At 62.0% G+C, this 23,260-nt stretch carries 22 protein-coding genes and 1 other RNA gene; 8 read left to right on the top strand and 15 right to left on the bottom strand.

Translation table 11 applies throughout. The features are described from left to right. Nucleotides 1-43 precede the first annotated feature (43 nt). The 5 genes from fabA (at nt 44) to GFM02_RS28130 (ending at nt 3,344) form a co-directional block, all read left to right on the top strand. Nucleotides 44-559 (top strand): 3-hydroxyacyl-[acyl-carrier-protein] dehydratase FabA, encoded by a 516-nt coding sequence (fabA, locus tag GFM02_RS28150; RefSeq protein ID WP_011649939.1) that lies wholly within the window; start codon nt 44-46, stop codon nt 557-559. A 45-nt stretch (nt 560-604) separates the two neighbouring features. Beyond that, entirely contained in the window at nt 605-1,837 is a 1,233-nt protein-coding gene (fabB, locus tag GFM02_RS28145; protein ID WP_168323470.1) for a beta-ketoacyl-ACP synthase I, read from the top strand. Nucleotides 1,838-1,844: 7 nt separating this feature from the next. Beyond that, nucleotides 1,845-2,651, top strand: coding sequence for an enoyl-ACP reductase FabI (fabI, locus tag GFM02_RS28140; RefSeq protein ID WP_168304625.1), 807 nt, complete (start codon nt 1,845-1,847; stop codon nt 2,649-2,651). A gap of 103 nt (nt 2,652-2,754) precedes the next feature. Next, on the top strand, nt 2,755-2,952 hold the full coding sequence (locus GFM02_RS28135) for a type II toxin-antitoxin system HicA family toxin (protein WP_020052327.1): 198 nt from the start codon (nt 2,755-2,757) through the stop codon (nt 2,950-2,952). Next, nucleotides 2,949-3,344 carry a type II toxin-antitoxin system HicB family antitoxin gene (locus GFM02_RS28130; RefSeq protein WP_020052328.1) on the top strand — a complete coding sequence of 132 codons (396 nt, stop codon included), beginning with the start codon at nt 2,949-2,951 and terminating at the stop codon, nt 3,342-3,344. The genes GFM02_RS28135 and GFM02_RS28130 overlap by 4 nt, the downstream gene beginning before the upstream one ends. 3 nt (nt 3,345-3,347) lie before the next feature. On the opposite strand, the gene GFM02_RS28125 is transcribed toward GFM02_RS28130, so the two are convergent. The 10 genes from GFM02_RS28125 to rimP all read right to left on the bottom strand — a co-directional run bounded on the left by GFM02_RS28125 (nt 3,348) and on the right by rimP (nt 15,607). After that, the gene (locus GFM02_RS28125; protein WP_168323469.1) at nt 3,348-4,364 is read right to left on the bottom strand and encodes a class I SAM-dependent methyltransferase; all 1,017 of its coding nucleotides are present in this window, start codon (nt 4,362-4,364) and stop codon (nt 3,348-3,350) included. Between the two features lie 74 nt (nt 4,365-4,438). Further along, nucleotides 4,439-6,577, bottom strand: a complete 2,139-nt coding sequence (pnp, locus tag GFM02_RS28120; protein ID WP_168323468.1) for a polyribonucleotide nucleotidyltransferase — start codon at nt 6,575-6,577, stop codon at nt 4,439-4,441. A 347-nt stretch (nt 6,578-6,924) separates the two neighbouring features. Continuing rightward, nucleotides 6,925-7,194, bottom strand: a complete 270-nt coding sequence (rpsO, locus tag GFM02_RS28115; protein ID WP_003544317.1) for a 30S ribosomal protein S15 — start codon at nt 7,192-7,194, stop codon at nt 6,925-6,927. A 153-nt stretch (nt 7,195-7,347) separates the two neighbouring features. Further along, nucleotides 7,348-8,199, bottom strand: coding sequence for an alpha/beta fold hydrolase (locus GFM02_RS28110; protein ID WP_168323467.1), 852 nt, complete (start codon nt 8,197-8,199; stop codon nt 7,348-7,350). Nucleotides 8,200-8,295: 96 nt separating this feature from the next. After that, the gene (truB, locus tag GFM02_RS28105; protein WP_168323466.1) at nt 8,296-9,228 is read right to left on the bottom strand and encodes a tRNA pseudouridine(55) synthase TruB; all 933 of its coding nucleotides are present in this window, start codon (nt 9,226-9,228) and stop codon (nt 8,296-8,298) included. A 13-nt stretch (nt 9,229-9,241) separates the two neighbouring features. Next, nucleotides 9,242-9,646, bottom strand: coding sequence for a 30S ribosome-binding factor RbfA (rbfA, locus tag GFM02_RS28100; protein WP_020052333.1), 405 nt, complete (start codon nt 9,644-9,646; stop codon nt 9,242-9,244). Between the two features lie 150 nt (nt 9,647-9,796). After that, entirely contained in the window at nt 9,797-12,550 is a 2,754-nt protein-coding gene (infB, locus tag GFM02_RS28095) for a translation initiation factor IF-2 (RefSeq protein WP_077977146.1), read from the bottom strand. 101 nt (nt 12,551-12,651) lie between these two features. After that, the gene (locus GFM02_RS28090; protein WP_205930496.1) at nt 12,652-13,344 is read right to left on the bottom strand and encodes an RNA-binding protein; all 693 of its coding nucleotides are present in this window, start codon (nt 13,342-13,344) and stop codon (nt 12,652-12,654) included. Continuing rightward, nucleotides 13,341-14,942 carry a transcription termination factor NusA gene (nusA, locus tag GFM02_RS28085; RefSeq protein ID WP_003555785.1) on the bottom strand — a complete coding sequence of 534 codons (1,602 nt, stop codon included), beginning with the start codon at nt 14,940-14,942 and terminating at the stop codon, nt 13,341-13,343. Before nusA ends, GFM02_RS28090 begins: the two co-directional genes overlap by 4 nt. A 59-nt stretch (nt 14,943-15,001) precedes the next feature. Continuing rightward, nucleotides 15,002-15,607 (bottom strand): ribosome maturation factor RimP, encoded by a 606-nt coding sequence (rimP, locus tag GFM02_RS28080; RefSeq protein ID WP_168323464.1) that lies wholly within the window; start codon nt 15,605-15,607, stop codon nt 15,002-15,004. Between the two features lie 198 nt (nt 15,608-15,805). On the opposite strand from rimP, the gene GFM02_RS28075 reads away from it, so the two are divergent. After that, nucleotides 15,806-17,485, top strand: a complete 1,680-nt coding sequence (locus tag GFM02_RS28075; protein ID WP_205930495.1) for an MFS transporter — start codon at nt 15,806-15,808, stop codon at nt 17,483-17,485. Nucleotides 17,486-17,494: 9 nt separating this feature from the next. Continuing rightward, nucleotides 17,495-17,950 (top strand): GNAT family N-acetyltransferase, encoded by a 456-nt coding sequence (locus tag GFM02_RS28070; protein ID WP_168268202.1) that lies wholly within the window; start codon nt 17,495-17,497, stop codon nt 17,948-17,950. Between the two features lie 108 nt (nt 17,951-18,058). Here GFM02_RS28070 and GFM02_RS28065 read toward each other — a convergent pair whose 3' ends face one another. Both GFM02_RS28065 and recR read right to left on the bottom strand, forming a co-directional pair. Further along, nucleotides 18,059-19,306, bottom strand: a complete 1,248-nt coding sequence (locus GFM02_RS28065) for a lytic murein transglycosylase (protein ID WP_168323462.1) — start codon at nt 19,304-19,306, stop codon at nt 18,059-18,061. 11 nt (nt 19,307-19,317) lie between these two features. Further along, nucleotides 19,318-19,923, bottom strand: a complete 606-nt coding sequence (recR, locus tag GFM02_RS28060) for a recombination mediator RecR (RefSeq protein ID WP_003544338.1) — start codon at nt 19,921-19,923, stop codon at nt 19,318-19,320. Between the two features lie 57 nt (nt 19,924-19,980). Between recR and GFM02_RS28055 the strand changes: the two genes are divergently transcribed. Further along, nucleotides 19,981-20,598 carry an MOSC domain-containing protein gene (locus GFM02_RS28055; protein WP_205930494.1) on the top strand — a complete coding sequence of 206 codons (618 nt, stop codon included), beginning with the start codon at nt 19,981-19,983 and terminating at the stop codon, nt 20,596-20,598. A 25-nt stretch (nt 20,599-20,623) separates the two neighbouring features. Here GFM02_RS28055 and GFM02_RS28050 read toward each other — a convergent pair whose 3' ends face one another. The 3 genes from GFM02_RS28050 to ffs all read right to left on the bottom strand — a co-directional run bounded on the left by GFM02_RS28050 (nt 20,624) and on the right by ffs (nt 22,989). After that, nucleotides 20,624-20,947, bottom strand: a complete 324-nt coding sequence (locus tag GFM02_RS28050; protein WP_003544342.1) for a YbaB/EbfC family nucleoid-associated protein — start codon at nt 20,945-20,947, stop codon at nt 20,624-20,626. A 22-nt stretch (nt 20,948-20,969) separates the two neighbouring features. Then, a complete protein-coding gene (locus tag GFM02_RS28045) occupies nt 20,970-22,847 on the bottom strand; it encodes a DNA polymerase III subunit gamma/tau (RefSeq protein ID WP_168323460.1) in 1,878 nt (625 codons plus the stop codon). Between the two features lie 45 nt (nt 22,848-22,892). Beyond that, nucleotides 22,893-22,989, bottom strand: an RNA gene (gene ffs / locus GFM02_RS28040) — signal recognition particle sRNA small type. Between the last annotated feature and the right edge of the window lie 271 nt (nt 22,990-23,260).

Raw genomic sequence — 23,260 nt, 5'->3', positions numbered from 1 at the left:
CGTTCACATCCATCGGCTTGACGCGGGGGGAAGAAGAAACTTTATGACGACCAGACAGTCCAGCTTCTCGTATGAAGAACTCATCGCTTGCGCACATGGCGAGCTGTTCGGCCCCGGCAATGCGCAGCTGCCCCTGCCGCCCATGCTGATGGTTCACCGCATCACGGAGATTTCCGAAACGGGCGGCACCTTCGATAAGGGCTACCTCAGGGCGGAATACGACGTGCGCCCGGACGACTGGTATTTTCCCTGCCATTTCGAAGGCAATCCGATCATGCCGGGCTGCCTCGGTCTCGACGGCATGTGGCAGCTGACCGGTTTCTTTCTGGGTTGGCTCGGCGAAGAAGGCCGCGGCATGGCGCTTTCGACCGGCGAAGTAAAATTCAAGGGCATGGTCCGGCCACAGACGAAGCTGATCGAATATGGCATCGACTTCAAGCGTGTCATGCGCGGCCGTCTGGTCCTCGGCACCGCCGACGGCTGGCTAAAGGCGGACGGCGAGACCATATATCAGGCGGCCGATCTTCGCGTCGGTCTATCGAAAGACAAGACGGCCTGAAACCGCATTTCGAGCGGCTGACGAAAACAACAAAGGTTTGATCAGATGAGACGGGTAGTTGTCACGGGTCTGGGTGTCGTGTCCTCGATCGGAAACGACGCGACCGAAGTCACCGAATCCTTGCGGCAGGCAAAGTCGGGTATCTCCTTTTCGAGCGATTTCGCCGAACATGGGTTCAAGTGCCAGGTCTGGGGCAGTCCAAAACTCGGTTCGGCGGAACTTGCCGAACTGGTCGACCGCCGCGCCATGCGTTTCCTGTCGCAGGGCGGCGCCTGGAACCATGTCGCCATGAAGCAGGCGATTGCCGATTCCGGTCTCGAGGACAAGGATATCGGCAACAATGAGCGCACCGGTATCATCATGGGCTCCGGCGGCCCGTCCACCCGCACCCTGATCGAAGCTGCCGAGATCACCATAAAAAACAACAGCCCGAAGCGCATCGGCCCCTTTGCCGTGCCGAAGGCGATGTCCTCGACTGCATCGGCCACGCTCGCCACCTGGTTCAAGATCCACGGCGTCAATTATTCGATCTCGTCGGCCTGCTCGACATCGGCGCATTGCATCGGCAACGCCGCCGAGATGATCCAGTGGGGCAAGCAGGACGTGATGTTTGCCGGCGGCCACGAGGATCTCGACTGGACGATGTCCAACCTCTTCGACGCCATGGGCGCCATGTCCTCCAAATATAACGACACGCCGGACAGCGCCTCGCGCGCCTATGACATCAACCGAGATGGTTTCGTCATTGCCGGCGGCGCCGGCGTGCTGGTGCTCGAGGAGCTGGAACGCGCCAAGGCCCGCGGTGCCAAGATCTATGCCGAAATCGTCGGCTACGGCGCAACCTCGGACGGCTACGACATGGTCGCCCCGTCGGGCGAAGGCGCTATTCGCTGCATGCGCCAGGCGCTCGCCACCGTCAAAGGCGATGTCGACTACGTCAACACCCACGGCACCTCGACGCCGGTCGGCGACAGCAAGGAAATCGGCGCCATCCGCGAAGTATTCGGCTCGAAGATCCCGCATATCCAGTCGACCAAGTCGCTGACCGGCCATTCGCTTGGCGCTGCCGGCGTGCAAGAATCGATCTATTCCCTGCTGATGATGCAGCAAGGCTTCATCGGCGAAAGCGCCCATATCACCGAGCTCGATCCCGAATTCGAAGGCGTCCCGATCGTGCGCAAGCGTATCGACGACGCCAAGATCGACATTGCCCTCTCCAACTCCTTCGGCTTCGGCGGCACCAACGCTACGCTCGTCTTCCAGCGCTATAACGGATAATAATAATATGACGGGAATCATGCAGGGTAAGCGCGGGCTCGTCATGGGCGTCGCCAACAACCACTCGATCGCCTGGGGAATTTCAAAAGCTCTCGCCGCACAGGGTGCGGAACTCGCCTTCACCTATCAGGGCGATGCGCTCGGCAAGCGCGTCAGGCCGCTTGCCGCCGAGGTCGGCTCGGATTTCGTCCTGCCCTGCGACGTCGAGGACATCGCCTCGGTCGATGCCGTGGTCGACGCGATAAGCGAGCGCTGGGGCAAGCTCGATTTCATCGTCCATGCCATCGGTTTTTCCGACAAGAACGAGCTGAAGGGTCTGTACGCCGACACGACGCGTGAGAATTTCAGCCGCACCATGGTTATTTCCTGTTTCTCCTTCACCGAGATCGCCAAGCGCTGCGCTCCGTTGATGGAAGATGGTGGTGCGATGCTGACGCTGACCTATAATGGCTCGACGCGCGTCATCCCGAATTACAACGTCATGGGCGTTGCCAAGGCAGCGCTCGAGGCTTCGGTGCGCTATCTCGCCGCCGACTACGGCCCGCGCGGCATCCGCGTCAATGCCATTTCCGCCGGTCCGATCCGCACGCTTGCCGGCGCCGGCATCTCCGATGCGCGCGCGATCCTCTCCTGGAACCAGCGCAATGCGCCGCTGCGCAAGACCGTGACCATCGATCAGGTCGGCAACTCGGCTCTCTACCTGCTTTCCGACCTTTCCTCCGGCGTCACCGGCGAAATCCACTTCGTCGACGCCGGCTTCAACGTCACCTCCATGCCGACGCTGGAAGCACTGCGCAGGGCGGACGTCGAATAAGATCTGTCCGATAGTTCTGAAAGGGCCATGCGCATTATAATGTGCATGGCCTTGTTGTTTTTACCCAGAAGAGTTATATTGGAAAAGGATTTGGGGCGGTCTTGTGGAGCGAAACAGTCAGAAGATTATCGCTAGGCTGAAGCGGGAAGGCTTCGAAGTCGTTTCGATCAAGGGCTCGCACCACAAGCTTCGAAGAGGCAATCAGACAATCATCGTCCCGCACCCGAAGAAGGATCTGCCGATCGGCACCGCGCTTGCGATTGCGAAACAGGCTGGATGGAATGCGAGTGACAAATCATGAAATATTTCATTGCTCTCGTGCACAAGGACAGGGACAGCGCTTTCGGAATCAGCTTTCCGGACCTGCCGTCAGTATTCTCCGCTGCCGATGAGGAGGAGGATCTGACCGCAAACGCTATCGAAGCACTTCGTCTCTGGGCAGAGGATGAAACCCTGCCGATGCCGTCCTCATACGATGAGATCAGTTCCAAGCAGGACATCCGCGAGCAACTGGCTGCGGGCGCTTTTTTGACGCGCATTCCATTTATCGAAGATGCGACGCGCACCGTTCGAGCCAATGTCACCTTCGACAAAGGCATGCTGGATGCGATTGACAAGGCCGCGAAAGAGCGCGGCCTTACCCGTTCGGCTTTCCTTGCGAGTGCCGCACGCAAGGAAATTGAGGCTGCTTGAGCCCTATTTCTTTGCCCACAGCACCTTGAACCGGGCGTTGCGGCAGGTTTCGCCGCTTTCCCTGAAATTCGCCGCCAGAACCGGCTCGTAAGGCAGGCCGCGATTGGCGACGAGCATCAGGCGGCCGCCGCCGCGAAGGGCGGATGCGGCAGTCTTGATCATTGCCTGGCCGAGCGCCGGCTCGGCCGCGTGTCCCTCATGGAACGGCGGGTTCATGATGACGAGATCGTATTTATCCTTGACCTGCTCACCCGCCAGATCGTGCCAGAAGAAGCGCACAGGCGCGTTCGGGCAGTTCTGAGCCAGATTATCCTTGGCAGCCTCCAGAGCCGCGTGATCGGCCTCGTAGAGGTCCAGGCGCGTCAGTCCACGCGACTTCTGCGCCATCTCGACGGAGAGATAGCCCCATCCGGCTCCGAAATCCGCCACGTCGCCGGTGAAATCCTCAGGCAGGCGCGAGGCCAGCAGCTCCGATCCGGCATCGATGCGGTCATGCGAGAACATGCCGGCGGTTGCATTGAAACGGCCGTCGACGCGCACCGGCGCCTTTGCCAGCTTGGAGATAATCTCGTCTACCTCCGCCGGCCGGCCGAACCAGAAGGCGACGCCGTGATATTTCGGCATATGATCGACGGCAAGATTGAAACCTTCCATCCGCTTGCGCAGCGGCTGGATACCGTCCTCCTTGGCGCCGGCAACGACGATCAGGCCGCCGAGCCGCGTACGGGCGATAGCAGCGGCAAGATTGGCCTCGTTCTCGCCCTTGTGCTTGGTGCAGAGCACCAGAGCCGCATCGTAGTCCTCGCCGTCGATCTCCGGCTTCGCTTCGATCCGCTGCGCCAGCAGCTGCCGATAGAGCGGCCGGAAGCCCTGAACGGCGCTGAGCGAGGCGGCAAAGCCTTCCGGCAGCGCAAAGCCTGCCTCGGCGCCGAGGAAGAGCACGCGCTCGCCCTCGCCGGGCGCCGCGACTGTGCCGCTGGCAAAGGGATGGAACAGGGTCTTCAGCGTCTCGCTGCTCATGGTCTCGTCTCGTCTTCTCATACAAAAAGGGCGCGGAAGCATTCCCGCGCCCGGTAGCAAATCTGGAAGGCGGCTTATTCGGCCGCTTCTTCCTTCTTCTTCTCGTTCGGGATTTCCTGGCCGGTGGCTTGGTCGACGACCTTCATCGACAGGCGAACCTTGCCGCGTTCGTCGAAGCCGAGCAGCTTGACCCAGACCTTGTCGCCTTCCTTGACGACGTCCTGCGTCTTGGCAACACGCTCGGAAGCAAGCTGCGAGATGTGGACGAGGCCGTCGCGGGCGCCGAAGAAGTTGACGAAGGCGCCGAAGTCGGCGGTCTTGACGACCGTGCCTTCGTAGACCTGACCGATCTCTGGCTCGGCGACGATCGAGTGGATCCACTTGCGGGCCGCTTCGATCTCCTTGCCGGAGGACGAGGCGATCTTGACGGTGCCGTCATCCTCGATGTTGATCTTCGCGCCGGTCTTTTCGACGATTTCGCGAATGATCTTGCCGCCGGAGCCGATGACTTCACGGATCTTGTCGACCGGGATGTTCATGACTTCGATGCGCGGAGCGAATTCGCCGAGCTGGCCGCGGCTTTCGGTGATCGCCTTGGACATCTCACCGAGGATGTGGACGCGACCGCCTTGGGCTTGGCCAAGGGCGACCTTCATGATCTCTTCGGTGATACCGGTGATCTTGATGTCCATCTGCAGCGAGGTGATGCCGTCGGCGGTACCGGCGACCTTGAAGTCCATATCGCCGAGGTGGTCTTCGTCACCGAGAATGTCGGAAAGGACAGCGAAGCGATCGCCTTCCAGGATCAGACCCATGGCGATACCGGCAACCGGCTTTGCCAGCGGAACGCCGGCGTCCATCAGAGCGAGCGAGGTACCGCAGACGGTCGCCATCGAGGACGAGCCATTCGACTCGGTGATCTCGGAGACGACGCGCAGCGTGTAGGGGAACTGCTCAGGCGTCGGCAGCATCGGACGGATCGCGCGCCACGCGAGCTTGCCGTGGCCGATTTCGCGGCGGCCCGGGGAGCCCATGCGGCCGGTCTCGCCAACCGAGTAGGGAGGGAAGTTGTAATGGAGCAGGAAGCGCTCCTTGTACATGCCCGTCAGGCTGTCGACATACTGCTCGTCTTCGCCGGTGCCGAGGGTGGCAACCACGATCGCCTGGGTTTCGCCGCGGGTGAAGAGCGCCGAACCATGCGTGCGCGGCAGAAGACCGACTTCCGAAACGATCGGACGGACGGTTTCGAGGTTGCGGCCGTCGATGCGGCTCTTGGTGTCGAGGATATTCCAGCGGACGATCTTCGCCTGCAGATGCTTGAAGATCGCGCCGACTTCTTCGGCCGTGTACCGGGCTTCGTCTTCCTCGGGGAGGAAGTGCGCCTTCACCTTCGCCTTGACGGCGTCAACGGCGGCGTAGCGGTCGGCCTTCTGGGTGATCTTGTAGGCTTCGCGAAGTTCACCTTCGGCAAGGCCGAGCATTTCGGTTTCGAGAGCGGAGTAGTCTGCCGGCTGGAAGTCGCGCGGCTCCTTGGCGGCCACTTCGGCGAGCTTGATGATCGCATCGAGGACCGGCTGGAAGCCCCTGTGGCCGAACATGACGGCGCCGAGCATGACGTCTTCGTTAAGTTCCTTGGCTTCGGATTCCACCATCAGCACGGCGTCGTAGGTGCCGGCGACGACGAGGTCGAGGCTCGATTCGTCCATCTCGTCGAGATGCGGGTTGAGAACGTATTCGCCGTTGATGTAGCCGACGCGTGCACCGCCGACCGGGCCCATGAAGGGAACGCCGGACAGCGTCAGCGCTGCCGAGGTAGCGACCATCGACAAGATGTCCGGGTCGTTTTCGAGGTCATGCTGGATAACGGTAACGACAACCTGCGTGTCGTTCTTGTAGCCCTCAGGGAAAAGCGGGCGGATCGGGCGGTCGATCAGGCGGGAAACCAGGGTTTCCTTTTCGCTCGGACGGCCTTCGCGCTTGAAATAGCCGCCGGGAATCTTGCCGGCCGCATAGGTCTTTTCCTGGTAGTTGACGGTGAGCGGAAAGAAGTCCTGGCCGGCCTTCGGCGCCTTGGCCGAGACGACGGTGGCGAGAACGACGGTTTCGCCGTAGGTGGCGAGAACCGCGCCGTCGGCCTGACGGGCGATCTTGCCGGTTTCGAGTTTCAGCGGGCGGCCGGCCCACTCGATTTCGACTGTGTGTGTATCAAACATGTCTTGTCCTTCAATGCGGGAGCACGCGCCATCGCCGATATCAAGGCGCAGCGCACAGTCGACCGCAATCAATGTGACGTATCACGGGCAAGACAACGGGAGGCTTTTCATCCTCGGTTTCCTCAGGCTTTCCAGAGAAACCGGGCCAAAGCTCATTGACAAGCCTTGGCCAAAGCATCCGGCAATCCTGCCCCATGACAGGTCAACGGTTGGTTTGGCAGAACCGGCCCATCCGGGTCTGCCGGTCTTTCCACCGCTAAAAGATAGGGCGCGGCTGGAATATTTCATTGGGAACCGTGTCCCGAAACACATCCGGCGGGCGCTCAGAAAGCACCCGCCGGACAATCTTAGCGGCGGATACCCAGGCTGGTGATCAGCTTGGAATAGCGGCCTTCATCCTTCTTCTTGAGATAGTCAAGAAGCGAGCGGCGGCTCGAAACCATCGTCAGCAGGCCACGGCGGGAATGGTTATCCTTCTTGTGGTCCTTGAAGTGTTCGGTCAGGTTGTTGATGCGTTCGGTCAGGATCGCGACCTGGACTTCCGGAGAACCGGTATCGCCCTCAACGGTCGCATATTCCTTGATCAGCGCAGACTTGCGCTCAGCAGTGATCGACATCGGGTGATCCTTTCTAAGAGGAGGAGATAAAGTCGCCAAAAGCCGGGATGTCGTCCAGCTTTGGCCGTGAATGCGAGCAGGCAAACCTGACGCTGGCGCTGCCTATAAACCAAATAAGCAGCAATGGAAAGAGGGGAGCTCCCGCAGCGGTTTTCAGCGGCCCGCCATGGCGTCCCGGATCATCGCATCGTAACCCGCGGGATCCTGCAGCATGGCGAAATGGCTGGCATCTTTCAGGATCACGAGCTTGGCGCCCGGAATGTCTTTCGCCATCATCTCCGTATGGTCGAGCTTTACGGCCTCATCATGGTCGCCGATGGCGAGCGTGACCGGCACCGTGATCTTTCCAAGATCCGCTGCCGTCCAGGCCGGCTGGGTCTCCCACATGTGGGAAATCTGTTTGACGAAGGCGTCGTATTCGTTCGGCGTCGGCGACAGCTTCCGGTAATAGTCGCCGGCGACGTTGATGTAGTCGTTGAAGGTCTTGTTGTTCATCACGTCGGCCTTGACGCCGTCAGTCGTGACGTTGGCGGCCTGGGCAATGACGCGCGTCAGCTTCTCCGGATTTTTCATCGCCATGTCGATGCCGATGATGCCGCCGTCCGACCATCCCACAAGCGTCACCTTGTCGATCTTCAGATAGTCGAGAAGGGCGACGTAGTCAGACGTCATCAGGTCGTAACCGAAGGGCTGCTGGCTGCGCGTCGAGCGCCCATGTCCGCGGCTGTCGGCAACGATGACCCGATGATCCCTCGCAAAATCGACGACCTGGTGACCCCAGACGTCGGCATTTCCAAGACCGCCATGAATGAACAGGATGGGGTCGCCTTCGCCATATTCGGCGTAATACATCTTGATGTCGTTCACCTCGGCCATGCCGCTCGTCTTTGCCGCCGGCATCGAAGGAAAGGCCGGAAGCTCGGCCCAGCGCTCGGCGGATCGGGCGCCGGCAACGGCGAGAAACATCGAAAAGAACGTTAGGATTCCGATAGCAGTTCGGCGCATGATCTTTCCCTCTGTCGGGCTCCCATGGCCCGACAGGGAAGATATCGCATCGCTACCGCCTGACAATCGCTGTCGTTGTCAGAAAGCCAGATAGGCTCAGGCGAAAACCCGCTTCGGGCGAAACTCACCCTGGCCGATCTCGCCGATCGCGATCAGCTTGCCGCGGGCCGTCGCATAGGCTTCGCTTTCGGCAACCGGCGCATCGCGGCCACGCACCAGGATCGGGTTGCCCATCTTCAACCGGTGCGCCTGGTCGTCGTTGATGACGAGATGGGGCAGGGAGGATAGCGCTTCGCAGGTGTCGATCAGCAGCGCGTCGAGGGCCGCCAGCCGCTCGTCCATATCCTCGATCGCTTCCAGTGCCACGAGATCTGCGAGCGGCACCATGGCCTCTTCCGCGAAAGGCGCGACGAAGGTGCGCCGCAGGCCGGACACATGGCCGTAGCAGCCAAGCTCGCGGCCGAAATCGCGCGCCAGCGCCCTGACATAGGTGCCCTTGCCGCATTCCACTTCGAAATGCGCGCTGTCGACGTCCGGGCTGGCGAGCAAAGTCAGCCGGAAGATATCGACCTCACGCGAGGGGATTTCGACGGTTTCGCCTTCGCGCGCCAGATCATAGGCGCGTTCACCTGCGATCTTGATAGCGGAAAACTGCGGCGGCACCTGGCTGATGGTACCGATATATCCAGGCAGGATATCGCGAATCTGCTGTTCGCTCGGGCGTTTGTCCGAACTCTTGGTCACTTCGCCCTCGAGATCGTCGGTCGCACGCTCCTCGCCCCAGCTCACCGTGAATTCATAGATCTTGCGGCCGTCCATCACGTAGGGAACGGTCTTTGTCGCGTCGCCGAGCGCGATCGGCAGCATGCCGGAGGCGAGCGGATCGAGCGTGCCGGCATGACCGGCCTTCTCGGCCTTGTAGAGCCACTTGATCTTGGAGACGGCTTCCGTCGAGCCGAAATCCACCGGCTTGTCGAGGATCAGCCAGCCGGAAATCGGCCGGCCTTTGGGTTTGCGTGGTTTGGACATGCGTCTCTTCTGTTTATTGTTCGTCATTATCGCCGTCGAGGTCGCGGCTCACCTCGGGCGAACGCAGCAGCTCGTCGATCTTCTTGTAGTTGTCGAAGCTGGTATCGTCGCGGAAGCGCACCTCCGGCATGTATTTCATCTGCCGAAGCTGCGGCCCGAGCCGGCCACGGATGAACCTTGCATGACGGTTCAACGCCTGGATGACAATGCTGTGGTCGGAAACGCCGAGCGGCGTCACATAGGCGGTGGCGATCTTGAGGTCCGGCGACATGCGCACTTCCGAGATCGAGATCACGGTCGCTTCGATGACGTCGTCACGCACTTCGCCGCGCTGCAGCACCTGGGTGATCGCGGCGCGAACCTGTTCGCCAATGCGCAGCATGCGCTGCGAAGGCGCGGAAGAAGTTGGTCTGGTCATTGTTATCTCTATTTGCCGATGCGGCTGGGAATCGAACCCGTCAAAGGAGAGCGTCCATGACTCTTTTGGTCGAAAAGGTCAAGTCAGCAGATGCCCGAAAGCCATCCGCCGGCTGGCGGATGGCTTTCGGAAAAGTTCAGGCGCAGCAGCTTAGAGCGTGCGCGTGATATGCTCGACGCGGAAGCACTCGATGACGTCGCCGGCGCGCATGTCCTCGTAGTTTTCGAAGGCCATGCCGCATTCCTGACCCATCGGCACTTCGGACACTTCGTCCTTGAAGCGCTTGAGCGTCTTGAGCTTGCCTTCGTGAACGACAACGTCGTTGCGGATGAGGCGGACGCCCGCACCACGTTCGACCTTGCCTTCGACGACACGGCAGCCTGCAACCTTGCCGACCTTGGTGATGTTGAACACCTCGAGGATCTCGGCGTTGCCGATGAAGGTTTCGCGCCGTTCCGGAGACAAGAGACCCGACATCGCTGCTTTCACGTCATCCACGAGGTCGTAAATGATGTTGTAGTAGCGGATTTCGATGCCTTCGCGCTCGGCGAACTGGCGTGCCTGCGTATTCGCACGAACGTTAAAGCCGATGATGGCCGCGTTCGAGGCTTCGGCGAGCGAGATATCCGACTCGGTGATGCCGCCGGCACCCGAATGGACGATGCGGGCGCGGACTTCGTCGGTGCCGAGCTTCTCCAGTGCGCCGGCAATCGCTTCGATCGAGCCCTGCACGTCACCCTTGATGACCAGCGGGAACTCCTTGATGCCGACGCTCTGGCGCTGCATCATCATCTGTTCCAGCGAACCGCGCTGTCCCGACTGGCGGGCAGCCGCCTTGTCGCGGGCCAGACGCTGACGATATTCCGAGATTTCGCGGGCACGGCTTTCGCTTTCGACGACGGCGAACTTGTCGCCGGCCTGCGGCGTGCCGGAAAGACCGAGAACCTCGACCGGCGTTGCCGGACCTGCTTCCTTCACATGGTCGCCCTTATCGGTGACGAGAGCGCGCACGCGGCCCCAGACGTCGCCGGCGACGATGATCTGACCCGGACGCAGCGTGCCCTTCTGGACGAGCACGGTCGCGACCGAACCACGGCCACGATCGAGCTGGGCTTCGATGACCGTGCCTTCGGCGGTCCGGTTCGCATTCGCCTTGAGATCGAGAATTTCCGCCTGCAGCAGGATCGCCTCGAGCAGCTTGTCGAGGTTCTTGCCGGTCTTGGCCGAAACCTCGACGTCAAGCACTTCACCGCCCATGGATTCCACGAAGACTTCGTGCTGCAGCAGCTGGTTGCGGACCTTCTGCGGATCAGCCTCGTGCTTGTCGACCTTGTTGATCGCCACGATGATCGGAACACCGGCCGCCTTGGCGTGGTTGATCGATTCGATCGTCTGCGGCATCACGCTGTCGTCGGCTGCGACGACCAGGATCGCGATGTCGGTCGCCTGCGCACCGCGGGCACGCATTGCCGTGAAGGCGGCGTGGCCGGGCGTATCGATGAAGGTGATCTTCTGACCGTTCTGCTCCACCTGATAGGCGCCGATATGCTGGGTGATGCCACCGGCTTCGCCGGAGACCACGTTGGCATGGCGGATGGCGTCGAGCAGCGAGGTCTTGCCGTGGTCGACATGGCCCATGATGGTAACGACGGGCGGACGGGAAACCAGTTCGCCATCGTCGTCGGACACGTTGAAGATCCCGAGTTCGACGTCGGATTCCGACACGCGCCTGACCGTATGGCCGAATTCGCCGGCGATGATTTCGGCGAGGTCGGCGTCGATGACGTCGCCCGGCTTCATCATCTGGCCTTCCTTCATCAGGTACTTGATGACGTCGACGGCGCGTTCGGACATGCGCTGCGACAGTTCCTGAATGGTGATGGTCTCGGGCAGAATCACCTCGCGGGAGATCTTCTCGCGGGTTTCCTGCATCTGACCGCGGCGGAACTTCTCCTGCCGGCGACGCATCGCCGAGAGCGAACGGCCGCGGGCATTGTCCTCGCCGTCGACGTTGGCAGTGGTGATCGTCAACTTGCCGCGACGGCGCTCTTCATCCGTCTTTGGACGAGTCGTGACCGGCTTTGCGGGTTCCGGGCGAACGACGCGGCCACGGACCGGACCGCCGCGCGCTGCGCCACGATCGTCTTCTTCCTTTTCGTCGCGGCGGCCGCGAACGGCGCCGGGGACGGCAGCGCCGGGTGCCGGACGAGCAGCAGGTGCTCCAGCCGCATCGGGACGGCGTGCGGCCGGTGCCGACGATGCGGGCTGCTGCGGCCGTGCCGCGTCGGTGCGTGCTTCGGCCGGAGCCGGTTCTGCGGCTGCGGATTCAGCAACAGCGGGTGCCTCAGCCTGCCGGATAGCCTCTTCAGCGGCCCGGCGGGCAGCGTCTTCCGCTTCGGCTGCCTTGCGGACAACCTCTTCGGCGGCACGGCGCTTTTCTTCCTCGGCGCGGCGGATCGCATCCTGGGCGTCACGCGCCTGGGAGTCGGCAAGCGCGCGGCGGCGGGCATCCATCTCTTCCGGCGACAGATGGTTCAGCACCACCGGGCGCGGACGATCGTTCTGGCGCGGCGGCTGGTGAGACTGCTGCGGCGGACGCTGGTTCGTCTGGTTGTTGTTGCCCTGCTGAACCCGCGGAGCCGGCGTCGGCTGTTGCGGACGCGCCTGCACGGGTGCGGGCGCCGGTTCGGCTGCGCGCACGGGGGCCGCCGGAGCGACGGGCGTGATCGGCTTTTCGTCTTCCGGGCGCATCGGACGCCGCTTACGGGTCTCGACGACGACCGCCTTGGTGCGACCTCGACCCATATCCTGGCGAACGGTGCCCTGGCTCATCCCCGATGGTTTCAGGGTGAGTGTCTTTTTGCCCGCTACGCTGATTGTCTTGTCGTCGTTACTATCAGTCATTCGTTCCCGTTCCTTCGGACAGGGAGCGATGACTAGATCAGACCCTGTCGTTCAATACTGTCGATCAATGAGTATGGGACCGGCCGATGCCGGTGACCGCCTCATTGTTTTTGCCGGCCAGCGCCGCCCGCTGCCCGGGACTGACCGCCATTACGGTACTGTTCGAGCATCTTTGCGCGCTTCACTACACCTTCACCCGCCTGCCCTGCAAGCACTGCGGCATGGATAAAAGCATTCTGGCCCATCAGGCCTTCCATTTCGCTCTCCGAGAAGAGACGGAAGGAAGGTATCTCCTCCTCGGTCTCCATTCCGAGGTGCCAGGCCTTGCGGGCCTGGTCGATTTTCCGGACGCCGTCGTCCGCTGCGCCAGTCGCGTGGAACACCGCAAGGGCTGCTCCGCTTCTGACCGCGGCATCCACTTTCGAGGACCCGCTGACGAACTGGCCGGCTTTCCGCGCCATGTTCATCATCTGCATCAATTGCGCCGCGAGCAGCCGATCGACACTCGCGCCGAGATCGTCCGCCGCCTTCGCATCCGTCTTCAGCGCGCGCGCGAAGAGCTTCTTCGCCACCGCCCTGTCGACCAGCGACCGGTCGATCTTTACCCAGCATCCGCGTCCCGGAAGCTCGCGCTTCAGATCGGCGACAACTGTTCCATCGGGAGCGGCGACGAAGCGGATCAGCTCTTCCGGCGATCCGCTTTCGCGCGTCACGATGCACATGCGTCCGTTCACGTCATAACCTGCAAGATCGTCGTCCTCGAGAGGAGCGTCCGGTTCATGCGCGGTCATCATGCTTCTTGTTCGGCTTCGGTGACCTCTTCTTCGGTCCCCTTCGCCAGGTCCTCTTGCGTGATCCAGCCAGCCGAAAGGCGGGCCTGGACGATCATTTGTTCTGCTTCGACGCGCGAGACGTCGAACTTCGAGAACAGGCCCTCGAACTTCTTCGTTTCGCCGTTCTTGCGCTCCGACCAGCCGACGAGATCGTCGGCAGCGCAGCCGGCAAAGTCCTCGATCGTCTTGATGCCGTCTTCGCCGAGCGCCACCATCATCTGGGCGGTCATGCCGTTGATCTCACGCAGTTCGTCCTGGACACCGAGCGCCTTGCGCTTCTCGTCCATCTCGGCTTCGAGACGCTCGAGGAATTCGCGGGCGCGCTGCTGGATTTCCTGCGCCGTCTCCTCGTCGAAACCGTCGATCGACGAGATTTCGTCGAGATCGACATAAGCCAGTTCTTCAACCGCGGCAAAACCTTCCGAAGCCAGAACCTGGCCGACCATCTCGTCGACATCGAGCGAATCCATGAACAGGTTGGTGCGCTCGTTGAATTCCTTCTGGCGGCGTTCCGATTCCTCGGCCTCCGTCATGATGTCGATATCCCAGCCGGTCAGCTGCGAAGCGAGGCGGACGTTCTGGCCGCGGCGGCCGATCGCAAGCGACAGCTGCTCGTCGGGAACAACGACTTCGATACGCTCGGCATCCTCGTCGAGAACGACCTTGGCGACTTCGGCCGGCTGCAGGGCATTGACGACGAAGGTCGCCGGATCTTGGCTCCACGGAATGATGTCGATCTTTTCGCCCTGAAGCTCGCCGACCACGGCCTGAACACGTGAGCCGCGCATACCGACGCAGGCGCCGACCGGATCGATCGAGCTGTCGTTCGAGATCACGGCGATCTTGGCGCGCGAACCCGGGTCGCGGGCGACCGACTTCACCTGGATGATGCCGTCGTAGATCTCCGGCACTTCCATGGTGAAGAGCTTCACCATGAATTGCGGATGCGTGCGCGACAGGAAGATCTGCGGGCCGCGCTGCTCGCGACGGACGTCATAGACGTAGGCACGGACGCGATCGCCATAGCGGACGTTTTCGCGCGGGATCATTTCGTCGCGGCGGATGATGCCTTCGCCACGGCCGAGATCGACGATGACATTGCCGTATTCGACGCGCTTGACGGTACCGTTGACGATTTCGCCGACGCGATCCTTGAATTCGTCGAACTGGCGGTCGCGCTCGGCTTCACGCACCTTCTGCACGATCACCTGCTTGGCCGACTGTGCGGCGATGCGGCCGAAATCCATCGGCGGCAGCGGATCGGCGATGAAATCGCCGAGTGCGGCGTCCGGGTTGCGGTCGCGGGCAAGCTCCAGCGGGATCTGCGTCGAATAATCCTCGGCCTTCTCGACGACTTCGAGCAGGCGCTGCAGGCGGATTTCGCCAGTCTTCGGATTGATGTCGGCCCGGATGTTGGACTCGGTGCCGTAACGGGAGCGTGCCGCCTTCTGGATGGCATCGGCCATTGCGGCCAGCACGATCTCGCGGTCGATGACCTTTTCGCGCGCCACTGCATCTGCGATCTGCAGAAGTTCGAGCCGGTTCGCACTGACTGCCATTGTCTTGTTTCTCCGTCTTTACCCCAGGGTTCCCGTCCCTGGAGCGGTCTGTTGATCGGTTATTCCTGGTCGTCCGCTTCGTTCTGGTTGGCGGCCTGGGCTTTCGCCAGCTTGTCGGCGCGCAACGCGTCGCGGATTAGGTCGTCGGTCAGAATGAGCTTCGCATCGCTAAGCGCCGTGAAGGGAATGGTGACCTTCTGCTCTTCCCCATAGGCAACCTGGTCACGCTCGAGCGTGAAACCATCTGCGCCTGCTTCGACGATCTTGCCGCGGAAGCGCTTGCGATTGTCGATCAAGATCGACGTCTCGCATTTCACAAGGTGGCCCTGCCAGCGGACGAAATCGGATTTCCGCACCATCGGACGGTCGATGCCGGGCGAAGACACTTCCAGATGATACTCTTTATCGATCGGATCTTCCACATCGAGGACGGGAGAAATCGCCATCGAGACTTCTTCGCAATCCTGAACCGACATCGTGCCGTCGTTGCGTTCGGCCATAACCTGCATCGTCGCGCCGTTCTGGTTCAGCATACGGACGCGGATAAGCCTAAAGCCGATGCCGACGAGAACGGGTTCGATGATATCGGCAAGACGCTGGTCGAGCCCGGTTTCGGTAATCAGCCGCGGCTCACGTTCATTGTCTGCGTTTGTCATGTCCGACAAGCGGTGCGCTCCTCGCAATTTCATGCTGTTTAAGCGATCGCGGTAATAAAAAAGAGCGGGTCCTTGCGGCCCACTCTTCATCAAGCGATCAAGAATTTGAGAGGCATATAGTCGGGTTTTTCCGAAATTGCAAGGTCTGCGACCGATTCGGCCAATTCGCTTCCGGTGACGTGATGAGGCCTATGGCTAGCGCCGGTCTTGCGCATATATTGCCGTTGGCGCGCAATAACAAAAGCGGGAGAAATCGTGGCCTACACTTCGTCGACATTGGCGCCTTTGCGGCACGATACCTACCGCACCATCTGGTTCGCGAGCCTTTCTTCGAATTTCGGCGGCCTGATCCAGGCGGTCGGTGCGGCCTGGATGATGACGACGATCACCGCGTCGGAGGACATGGTCGCGCTGGTGCAGACCTCGACGGCGCTGCCGATCATGTTGTTTTCGCTGATATCGGGTGCGCTGGCCGACAATTACGACCGGCGCCGGGTCATGCTGACGGCGCAGTGCATGATGCTCACCGTCTCGGCGCTGCTGACGGCCTCAGCCCTGCTCGGCTGGATCACGCCCTGGCTGCTGCTCTTCTTCACCTTCCTGATCGGCTGCGGCACCGCGCTCAACAATCCCTCCTGGCAGGCCTCGGTCGGCGATATGGTGCCGCGCGCCGATCTGCCGGCAGCGGTCACGCTGAACAGCATGGGTTTCAACATCACCCGCAGCGTCGGCCCGGCGATCGGCGGCGTCATCGTCGCGGCTGCCGGCGCGGCCGCGGCCTTCGCGGTGAACACGCTGAGTTACCTCGCCTTGATCTACGCCCTGCTGCGCTGGCGGCCAGCCGCGCTCGTCTCGACCCTGCCGCGGGAGGCGCTCGGCAGCGCCATCTTTGCCGGCCTGCGTTATGTCTCGATGTCGCCCAATCTCGAAAAGGTCCTCGTCAGAGGGCTGCTCTTCGGCATCGGCGCCAGCTCGATCCTGGCGCTGCTGCCGGTCGTCGCCCTCGATCTCGTTGCCGGCGGCCCGCTGACCTATGGTTTCATGCTCGGCGCCTTCGGCATCGGCGCGATTGGCGGTGCGGTGCTGAATGCCAGGCTTCGCCAGGTGCTGTCCAGCGAGATAATCATCCGCCTCTCCTTTGCCGGCTTCGCATTGAGCGCGGTTATTGCAGCCGTGAGCCCGAACGCCGTCTTGACCTCCGCCGGGCTGCTCGTTTCCGGCGCCTGCTGGGTCTCCGCACTTTCGCTGTTCAACACCATCGTCCAGCTTTCGACGCCGCGCTGGGTGGTCGGCCGGGCGCTGTCGCTTTATCAGACCGTCACCTTCGGCGGCATTGCCGGCGGCAGCTGGCTGTGGGGCATTGCCGCCGATCGCTACGGCGTCGCCGATGCGCTGCTGATGTCATCCGCCGTCATGCTGCTCGGCATCGCGATCGGTCTGCGTTTTTCCATGCCGGCCTTCGCCTCGCTGAACCTCGATCCGCTGAACCGCTTCACAGCGCCGGCGCTCAGCCTCGACATCACGCCGCGCAGCGGCCCGATCGTCATCCAGGTCGACTATGAGATTGCCGACGACGACCTTGCGGAATTCATGGCGCTGATGGGCGAGCGCCGCCGCATCCGCATCCGCGACGGCGCCCGTAATTGGGCGCTGATGCGCGATCTTGAAAATCCGGGGCTGTGGACGGAGACCTATCATACGCCGACATGGGTCGAATATATAAGGCACAACCAGCGGCGCACGCAGGCCGATGCCGAAAATATCGACAGGCTGCGCGCGCTCCATCGCGGCGAAGGCCCGCCTCATGTTCACCGCATGATCGAGCGCCAGGCCATTGCGCCAGGTGACGATGTCTTCCACAAAGCGCCGATCGATCTGCATCATTGAGAACAGTCAATGCATAATTTCAGGCTCGCCCGCCTATCCGATCTTGCCGCCATCGTCCGGCTTCTTGGCGATGACGATCTCGGCGGAGCCAGAGAAATCGTCTCCGATCCCGTCGATGCACGTTATCTCTCGGCCTTCGCCGCGATCGAGGCGGATGCCAACCAGCTGTTGGCTGTCGCGACCGACGCGGCCGATCAGGTCGTCGGCTGTCTGCAACTGAGCTTTCTTCCCGGTCTTTCGAGGACGGGCATGTGGCGCGGCCAGATCGAAAGCGTGCGTGTGGCAAGGGATCTTCGCGGCTCGGGCCTCGGCGCGCAATTCATCGAATGGGCGATTGCTCAGTGCGCCGAGCGCGGCTGCGGCTTGGTGCAGCTGACATCGGACAAGGCGCGACAGGATGCGATTCGCTTCTACGAGAGGCTCGGTTTCGTTGCCAGCCATGAAGGGCTGAAACGCACTCTCTAGAGCAATTCCAGGAAAAGTGCGAAGCGGTTTTCCGTCCGGAATTGCGTCAAAACAAAAGGTTAGAGCGGTTCGGCGTTTCCATGAAAAGCTGAACCGCTCTAAAGCCGATTACTTCAGCTTGCCTTTCATCGTCGCCTCGGGAAAACATGTCGGCTTCATGCCGTTCTTAGCCTGCCACTGGCCGATCGAACGTCGGGTCTTGTAGCCCGGCAGACCGTCGGAACCTCCGACATCATAACCCTGCCGTTCCAGCGCCTTCTGCATGGCGGCGACGTCCGATCGCAGCATCTTGCCGACGTCGCCCCATCTGCCCTGGAAGGCGCCGCCATTATAGGCGATCCGGTCGGCAAGATTGCCGATATAAAGCGCGTAGAGATCGGAATTATTGTATTCCTTGATGATGTAGAAATTCGGCGTGACGATGAATTCCGGTCCGTCGCGGCCGGCCGGAACCAGCATCATGCCCTCAGCCTTCATTTCGCCGGAGGGAAAGCCCTTGCCGGAGATGCGGTCGATGCCGAGCGAGGCCCAGTGCGACAGCGGCTTTGCCAGATCGGGTCCCTCCTGCGCGCAGGAGACCGCCTCCGGTATCGACACCTCGAAGCCCCAGTCGCGGTTGCGCTGCCAGCCTTTCTTGACCAGGTAATTGGCGATCGAGGCGAGCGTATCGGGCACCGAGGTCCAGATATTGCGGTGACCGTCGCCATCGAAATCCACGGCATATTTCAGATAGCTGGTCGGCATGAACTGCGGCTGGCCGAGTGCGCCCGCCCACGAACCCTTGAAGTTGGCAGGTGTGACGTCGCCGCCGTCGAGAATATGGAGTGCGGCCACCAACTCGGTGCGGAACATCTCCTTGCGCGTCGACATGAAGGCCTTGGTCGCCAGCACCTCGATCGCCGAATTCGGGATCTTCGCCGCACCGAAGCCCGTCTCCCGGCCCCAGATGGCCAGCACGATCGAGCCCGGCACGCCATAGGTTTTTTCGATCCGCTTCAGCGTCGAGCCGTATTGGGCGGCAAAGCCGCGTCCCGTTGCGGCAAGCTTCTTCAGCTGGTCCTCGTTGAAATAGGGAGCGGGCGAGGAAAATTCGGCCTGCGTCTGCTTCTGCTCCTTCGGCGGCGGGAAACCCGGCGGAGCGAGATCGGGCAGGTTCCAGTTCAGCGTGATGCCGGAGAAAGCGGCTTGAAAGACCCTCTCCGAAATGCCGTTCGCCTTCGCCTCCGGCCAGAGGTCGGCCTGCACCCATTTTTCGAACTGCACCTCGACATCGGTTTTTGAAGGGGCCGCGTAACAGGAGAGGGGCAGGAGAGCTGCCGTTAAAGCGAGTGCGAATATCCCCGTGCTCTTCGGCATAGCCAAACCCCTCATATCACAGTCCGCGCTCGAAGCGCGGCCGCAAGCGTGCCCTCGTCGAGATAGTCGAGCTCGCCGCCGACGGGCACGCCGTGCGCCAGCCGCGTGATCTTCACGTCGAGCCCCTGCAACTGGTCGGTAATATAATGCGCCGTCGTTTGTCCCTCGACGGTGGCATTGACCGCGATGATCAGTTCCCGGATACCGCCTTCCCCGACCCGGTCGATCAGGCCGCGAATGTTGAGATCATCAGGACCGACCCCGTCGAGCGGCGACAGGGTGCCGCCGAGCACATGATAGGCGGCGTTCATCGCGCCTGCCCGCTCCAGCGCCCAGAGATCCGATACGTCCTCGACGACGATGATGACGGATTGATCGCGTTGGACGTCGGTGCAGACAATGCAGGGGTCGACCGTATCGACATTGCCGCAGCGCGAGCAGATCTTCACCTTGTCATAGGCCTCGCCCATCGCATTCGACAGCGGGCCGAGCAGCTGGTCCTTCTTCTTGATCAGATGCAGTGCCGCCCGGCGCGCCGAGCGCGGCCCGAGGCCCGGCACCTTCGCCAGAAGCTGGATGAGTTTTTCGATTTCGGGTCCGGTGACTCGTTTTGCCATGCGCCGTTCTTAACTGATATGGAACGAAAACGGAATCGCGGAAGGATCGGCCATCTCATGAAAATCCTGGCCCTGTGCATCAGCAATCCGGAAAGACTGCCGGGCAAGAGCTACAAGACCGGCATCTTCAAACACGCCGTCAACGGCGCGGTGATGATCGACGCCGAAGGTCTCGTCGGCGATGCGATCTGCAACCGCAAACATCATGGCGGCGTCGACCAGGCGGTCTATGTCGAGGGATCGCTGACGCTCGACTGGTGGGGCACGGAGCTTGGCCAGCCCTACGAGCCCGGCACCTTCGGCGAAAACATGGTGATCTCAGGCCTCGACAATCGCGACGTCGCCGTCGGCGACCGGTTCACATCGGGGGACATCATCCTCGAAGTCACCGCATGTCGCATGCCCTGCGCCACCTTCGCCGCCAGGATGGCCGATCCGAAATTCGTCAAACGCTATACAGCCGCTGCTCGTCCCGGCATCTACTGCCGCGTCATCCAAGGTGGCGTAGCCGAGGCTGGGATGCCTGTCGATTATCGACCCTTTGCGGGAGAGAAAGTCACGATGCCGGAGCTGATAAAGACGTTCGGCCGCCGCCTGTCCGAGGCGGACCGATCGCGATATCTCGCCGCACCGATCCACTACAAGCTGAGAGCGTTGTTGGAAGCCGGACGCTGACCACTGGGCATACGTGGCGTATAGATCAAAACGGCAGCTTGAAGCCCGGCGGGATCGGCAGGCCTGCCGTCAGCGCCTTGGTCTTTTCGGCGGCCAGCGCCTCGGCCTTGTCCTTGGCGTCCTTGTGGGCGGCGACGATCAGGTCCTCGAGGATCTCGACATCGTCTTCCTTGAACAGCGACGGATCGATCTTCAGGCTCTTCAGCTCGCCTTTGCCCGTGATGACCACGGCGACGAGACCGCCGCCCGCCTTGCCTTCGGCCGTGAGCTCGGCGATCTCCGCCTGCATCTGCTCCATCTTGGCCTGCATTTCCTTGACTTTGCCCATCATGCCCATGATGTCGCGCATCGTCTCGCTCCTTGTTGAAACTTTAGAATTCTATGTCGTCGCCCGGCAGGATGTCACCTTCCTCGGATTCGGCGGCGGCCGGTGGCGTCGCCTCGCCTTCCTCCTCCGGTTCGGGCGCCCGTACGCGCACGTCGATGATCTTAGCACCGGGAAAATGTGCAAGGATTGCCGCCACGTCAGGGTCCTGGCGCGCGTCGATCACATGCTGTTCCCGCACCCTGGCCTCCGCTTCGACAAGCGTCGGCTGACCCTCGTCGCGGCTGAGGCTGACGATCCAATGGATGCCGGTCCATTCCTTCAGCTTGACGGCAAGCTCGTTGAGCAGCGTCGTCGGCGCACCGGGAGCCAGGCTGACGTCGAGCCGGCCGGCTTCGATCCGAACCGGGCGCAAGAAGGTGCGCACCATCGCCTTCAGCTTCGGATCGCGTTTCTCGGTGGCGAGGTTGACGATATCATTGACCGAATTGACCGGGACGAGCGGCTTCGGTGCCTCCGCCGGTTTTGGCTCGATCCGCCCGACAGGCATGGTCTCCGGCTGGCTGCTCGGCACGGCACGCAGCATCGCCACCGGCGCGGAAGACGGCGGCTGGCTCGGCGCGGTTTCCGCTGCACGCGCCGCGACACTGCTTTGATAGGGAACCCGTGTACCGTTGCCGCCGCCATTGCCGGACGGCGAGGAGGAGGGCCGTGTCCCGGCATTGTCGCCGGAAAATTCGGCAAGCCGCCGCGCCGCGTCCTCGGGCGCCGGCAGATGCGCGGCATGCGCAAGCCGGATCAACACCATCTCGGCCGCCCCTGCCGTCCGCGACGAGCCTTCCGTTTCCGGAATGCCCTTGAGCAGCATCTGCCAGATGCGCGACAGCGTCGTCACCGCAACGCCCTTGGCGAATTCCGCCGCCTTGGTGCGCTCGACCTCGCTGAGCGAAGGATCGTTTGCCGCATCCGGCACATATTTCAGCCGCGTCACCAGATGGGTGAAATCGGCAAGATCGGTCAGCACCACCACCGGATTGGCACCGGCTTCGTACTGGTTCTGGAACTCGCCGAGGGCGGCGGCGACATCGCCTTTGACGATATGCTGGAAGAGATCGACGATCCGGGCGCGATCGGCAAGGCCGAGCATGCCGCGCACGGCTTCCGCCTGCACGACGCCCGCGCCATGGGCGATCGCCTGGTCGAGCAGCGACAGGCCGTCGCGCGCCGAGCCTTCGGCAGCACGCGCGATCATCGCCAGCGCGTCGGCTTCCGCCTCGATGCCTTCCTTGGCCGCGATCGTCGTGAACAGCCCGACGAGATCGGAGGCGCTGATGCGGCGCAGGTCGAAGCGCTGGCAGCGCGACAGCACGGTGATCGGCACCTTGCGGATCTCGGTGGTGGCGAAGATGAACTTCACATGCTCCGGCGGCTCTTCCAATGTCTTCAACAGGCCGTTGAAAGCCTGTGTCGACAGCATGTGCACTTCGTCGATGATATAGACCTTGTAGCGCGCCGAAACCGGCCGGTAACGCACCTGCTCGATGATCTCGCGGATATCGTCGATGCCGGTATGAGAAGCGGCATCCATCTCGATTACGTCGACATGCCGGCCTTCCATGATCGCCTGGCAGTGCTCGCCCGGCGTGCGAAGGTCGATCGTCGGCTTGTCGATTTCCGATGTCTTGTAGTTCAGCGCCCGCGCCAGGATGCGCGCCGTCGTCGTCTTGCCGACGCCGCGCACGCCGGTCAGCATGTAGGCTTGCGCGATGCGGCCGGTCTCGAAGGCGTTGGTGAGGGTACGGACCATCGGCTCCTGGCCGACCATCAGGTCCGTGAAATCCTTGGGGCGGTATTTGCGAGCCAGCACTCGGTATCCGGTGCCCGTCGAGGCGGCATCTTTTGATTGTCGCTCGGTGTCGCTCATCGCCCTGCTTGTCGCCCGGATCGTCGGGCACTTCGTGGAGAGAAGGTGGGAGGCTGGCACGATGACCCGTGCCGGGCTCGTTAGGGCTGCTTCCTTCCGGACCTGACCCGGTTGGCGAGTGGCTCGTCCACCACCAACCTCCCGGATGCACATATCGGCAATATCGTCATCAAAAGCAAGCCAACATGCGAAAAAACTGCTAGAGCCTTTCCCGATCAGATTGCAGCATTCTGCCGGAGCAGATTTTCGTCAGGGCAGAGGCGATTGGCGAAGGGCATACCCCTTGGTACGTCCGAGCCGATCGCCTCTGCCCTGGCGGAAAGATGCCCGGCCCTTCGGGTTGGCTGAAACGGGCCGCCTGATCGACCGGCCGGCTTGGCCGTAGAGCTTGGCTACGACGCGCGCCGGCCGGT

Origin of the sequence: Rhizobium leguminosarum bv. viciae (genome assembly GCF_012276115.1) — a bacterium.
Lineage (GTDB): Bacteria > Pseudomonadota > Alphaproteobacteria > Rhizobiales > Rhizobiaceae > Rhizobium > Rhizobium leguminosarum_T.
This window is presented reverse-complemented; position numbering and strand designations above follow the sequence as displayed.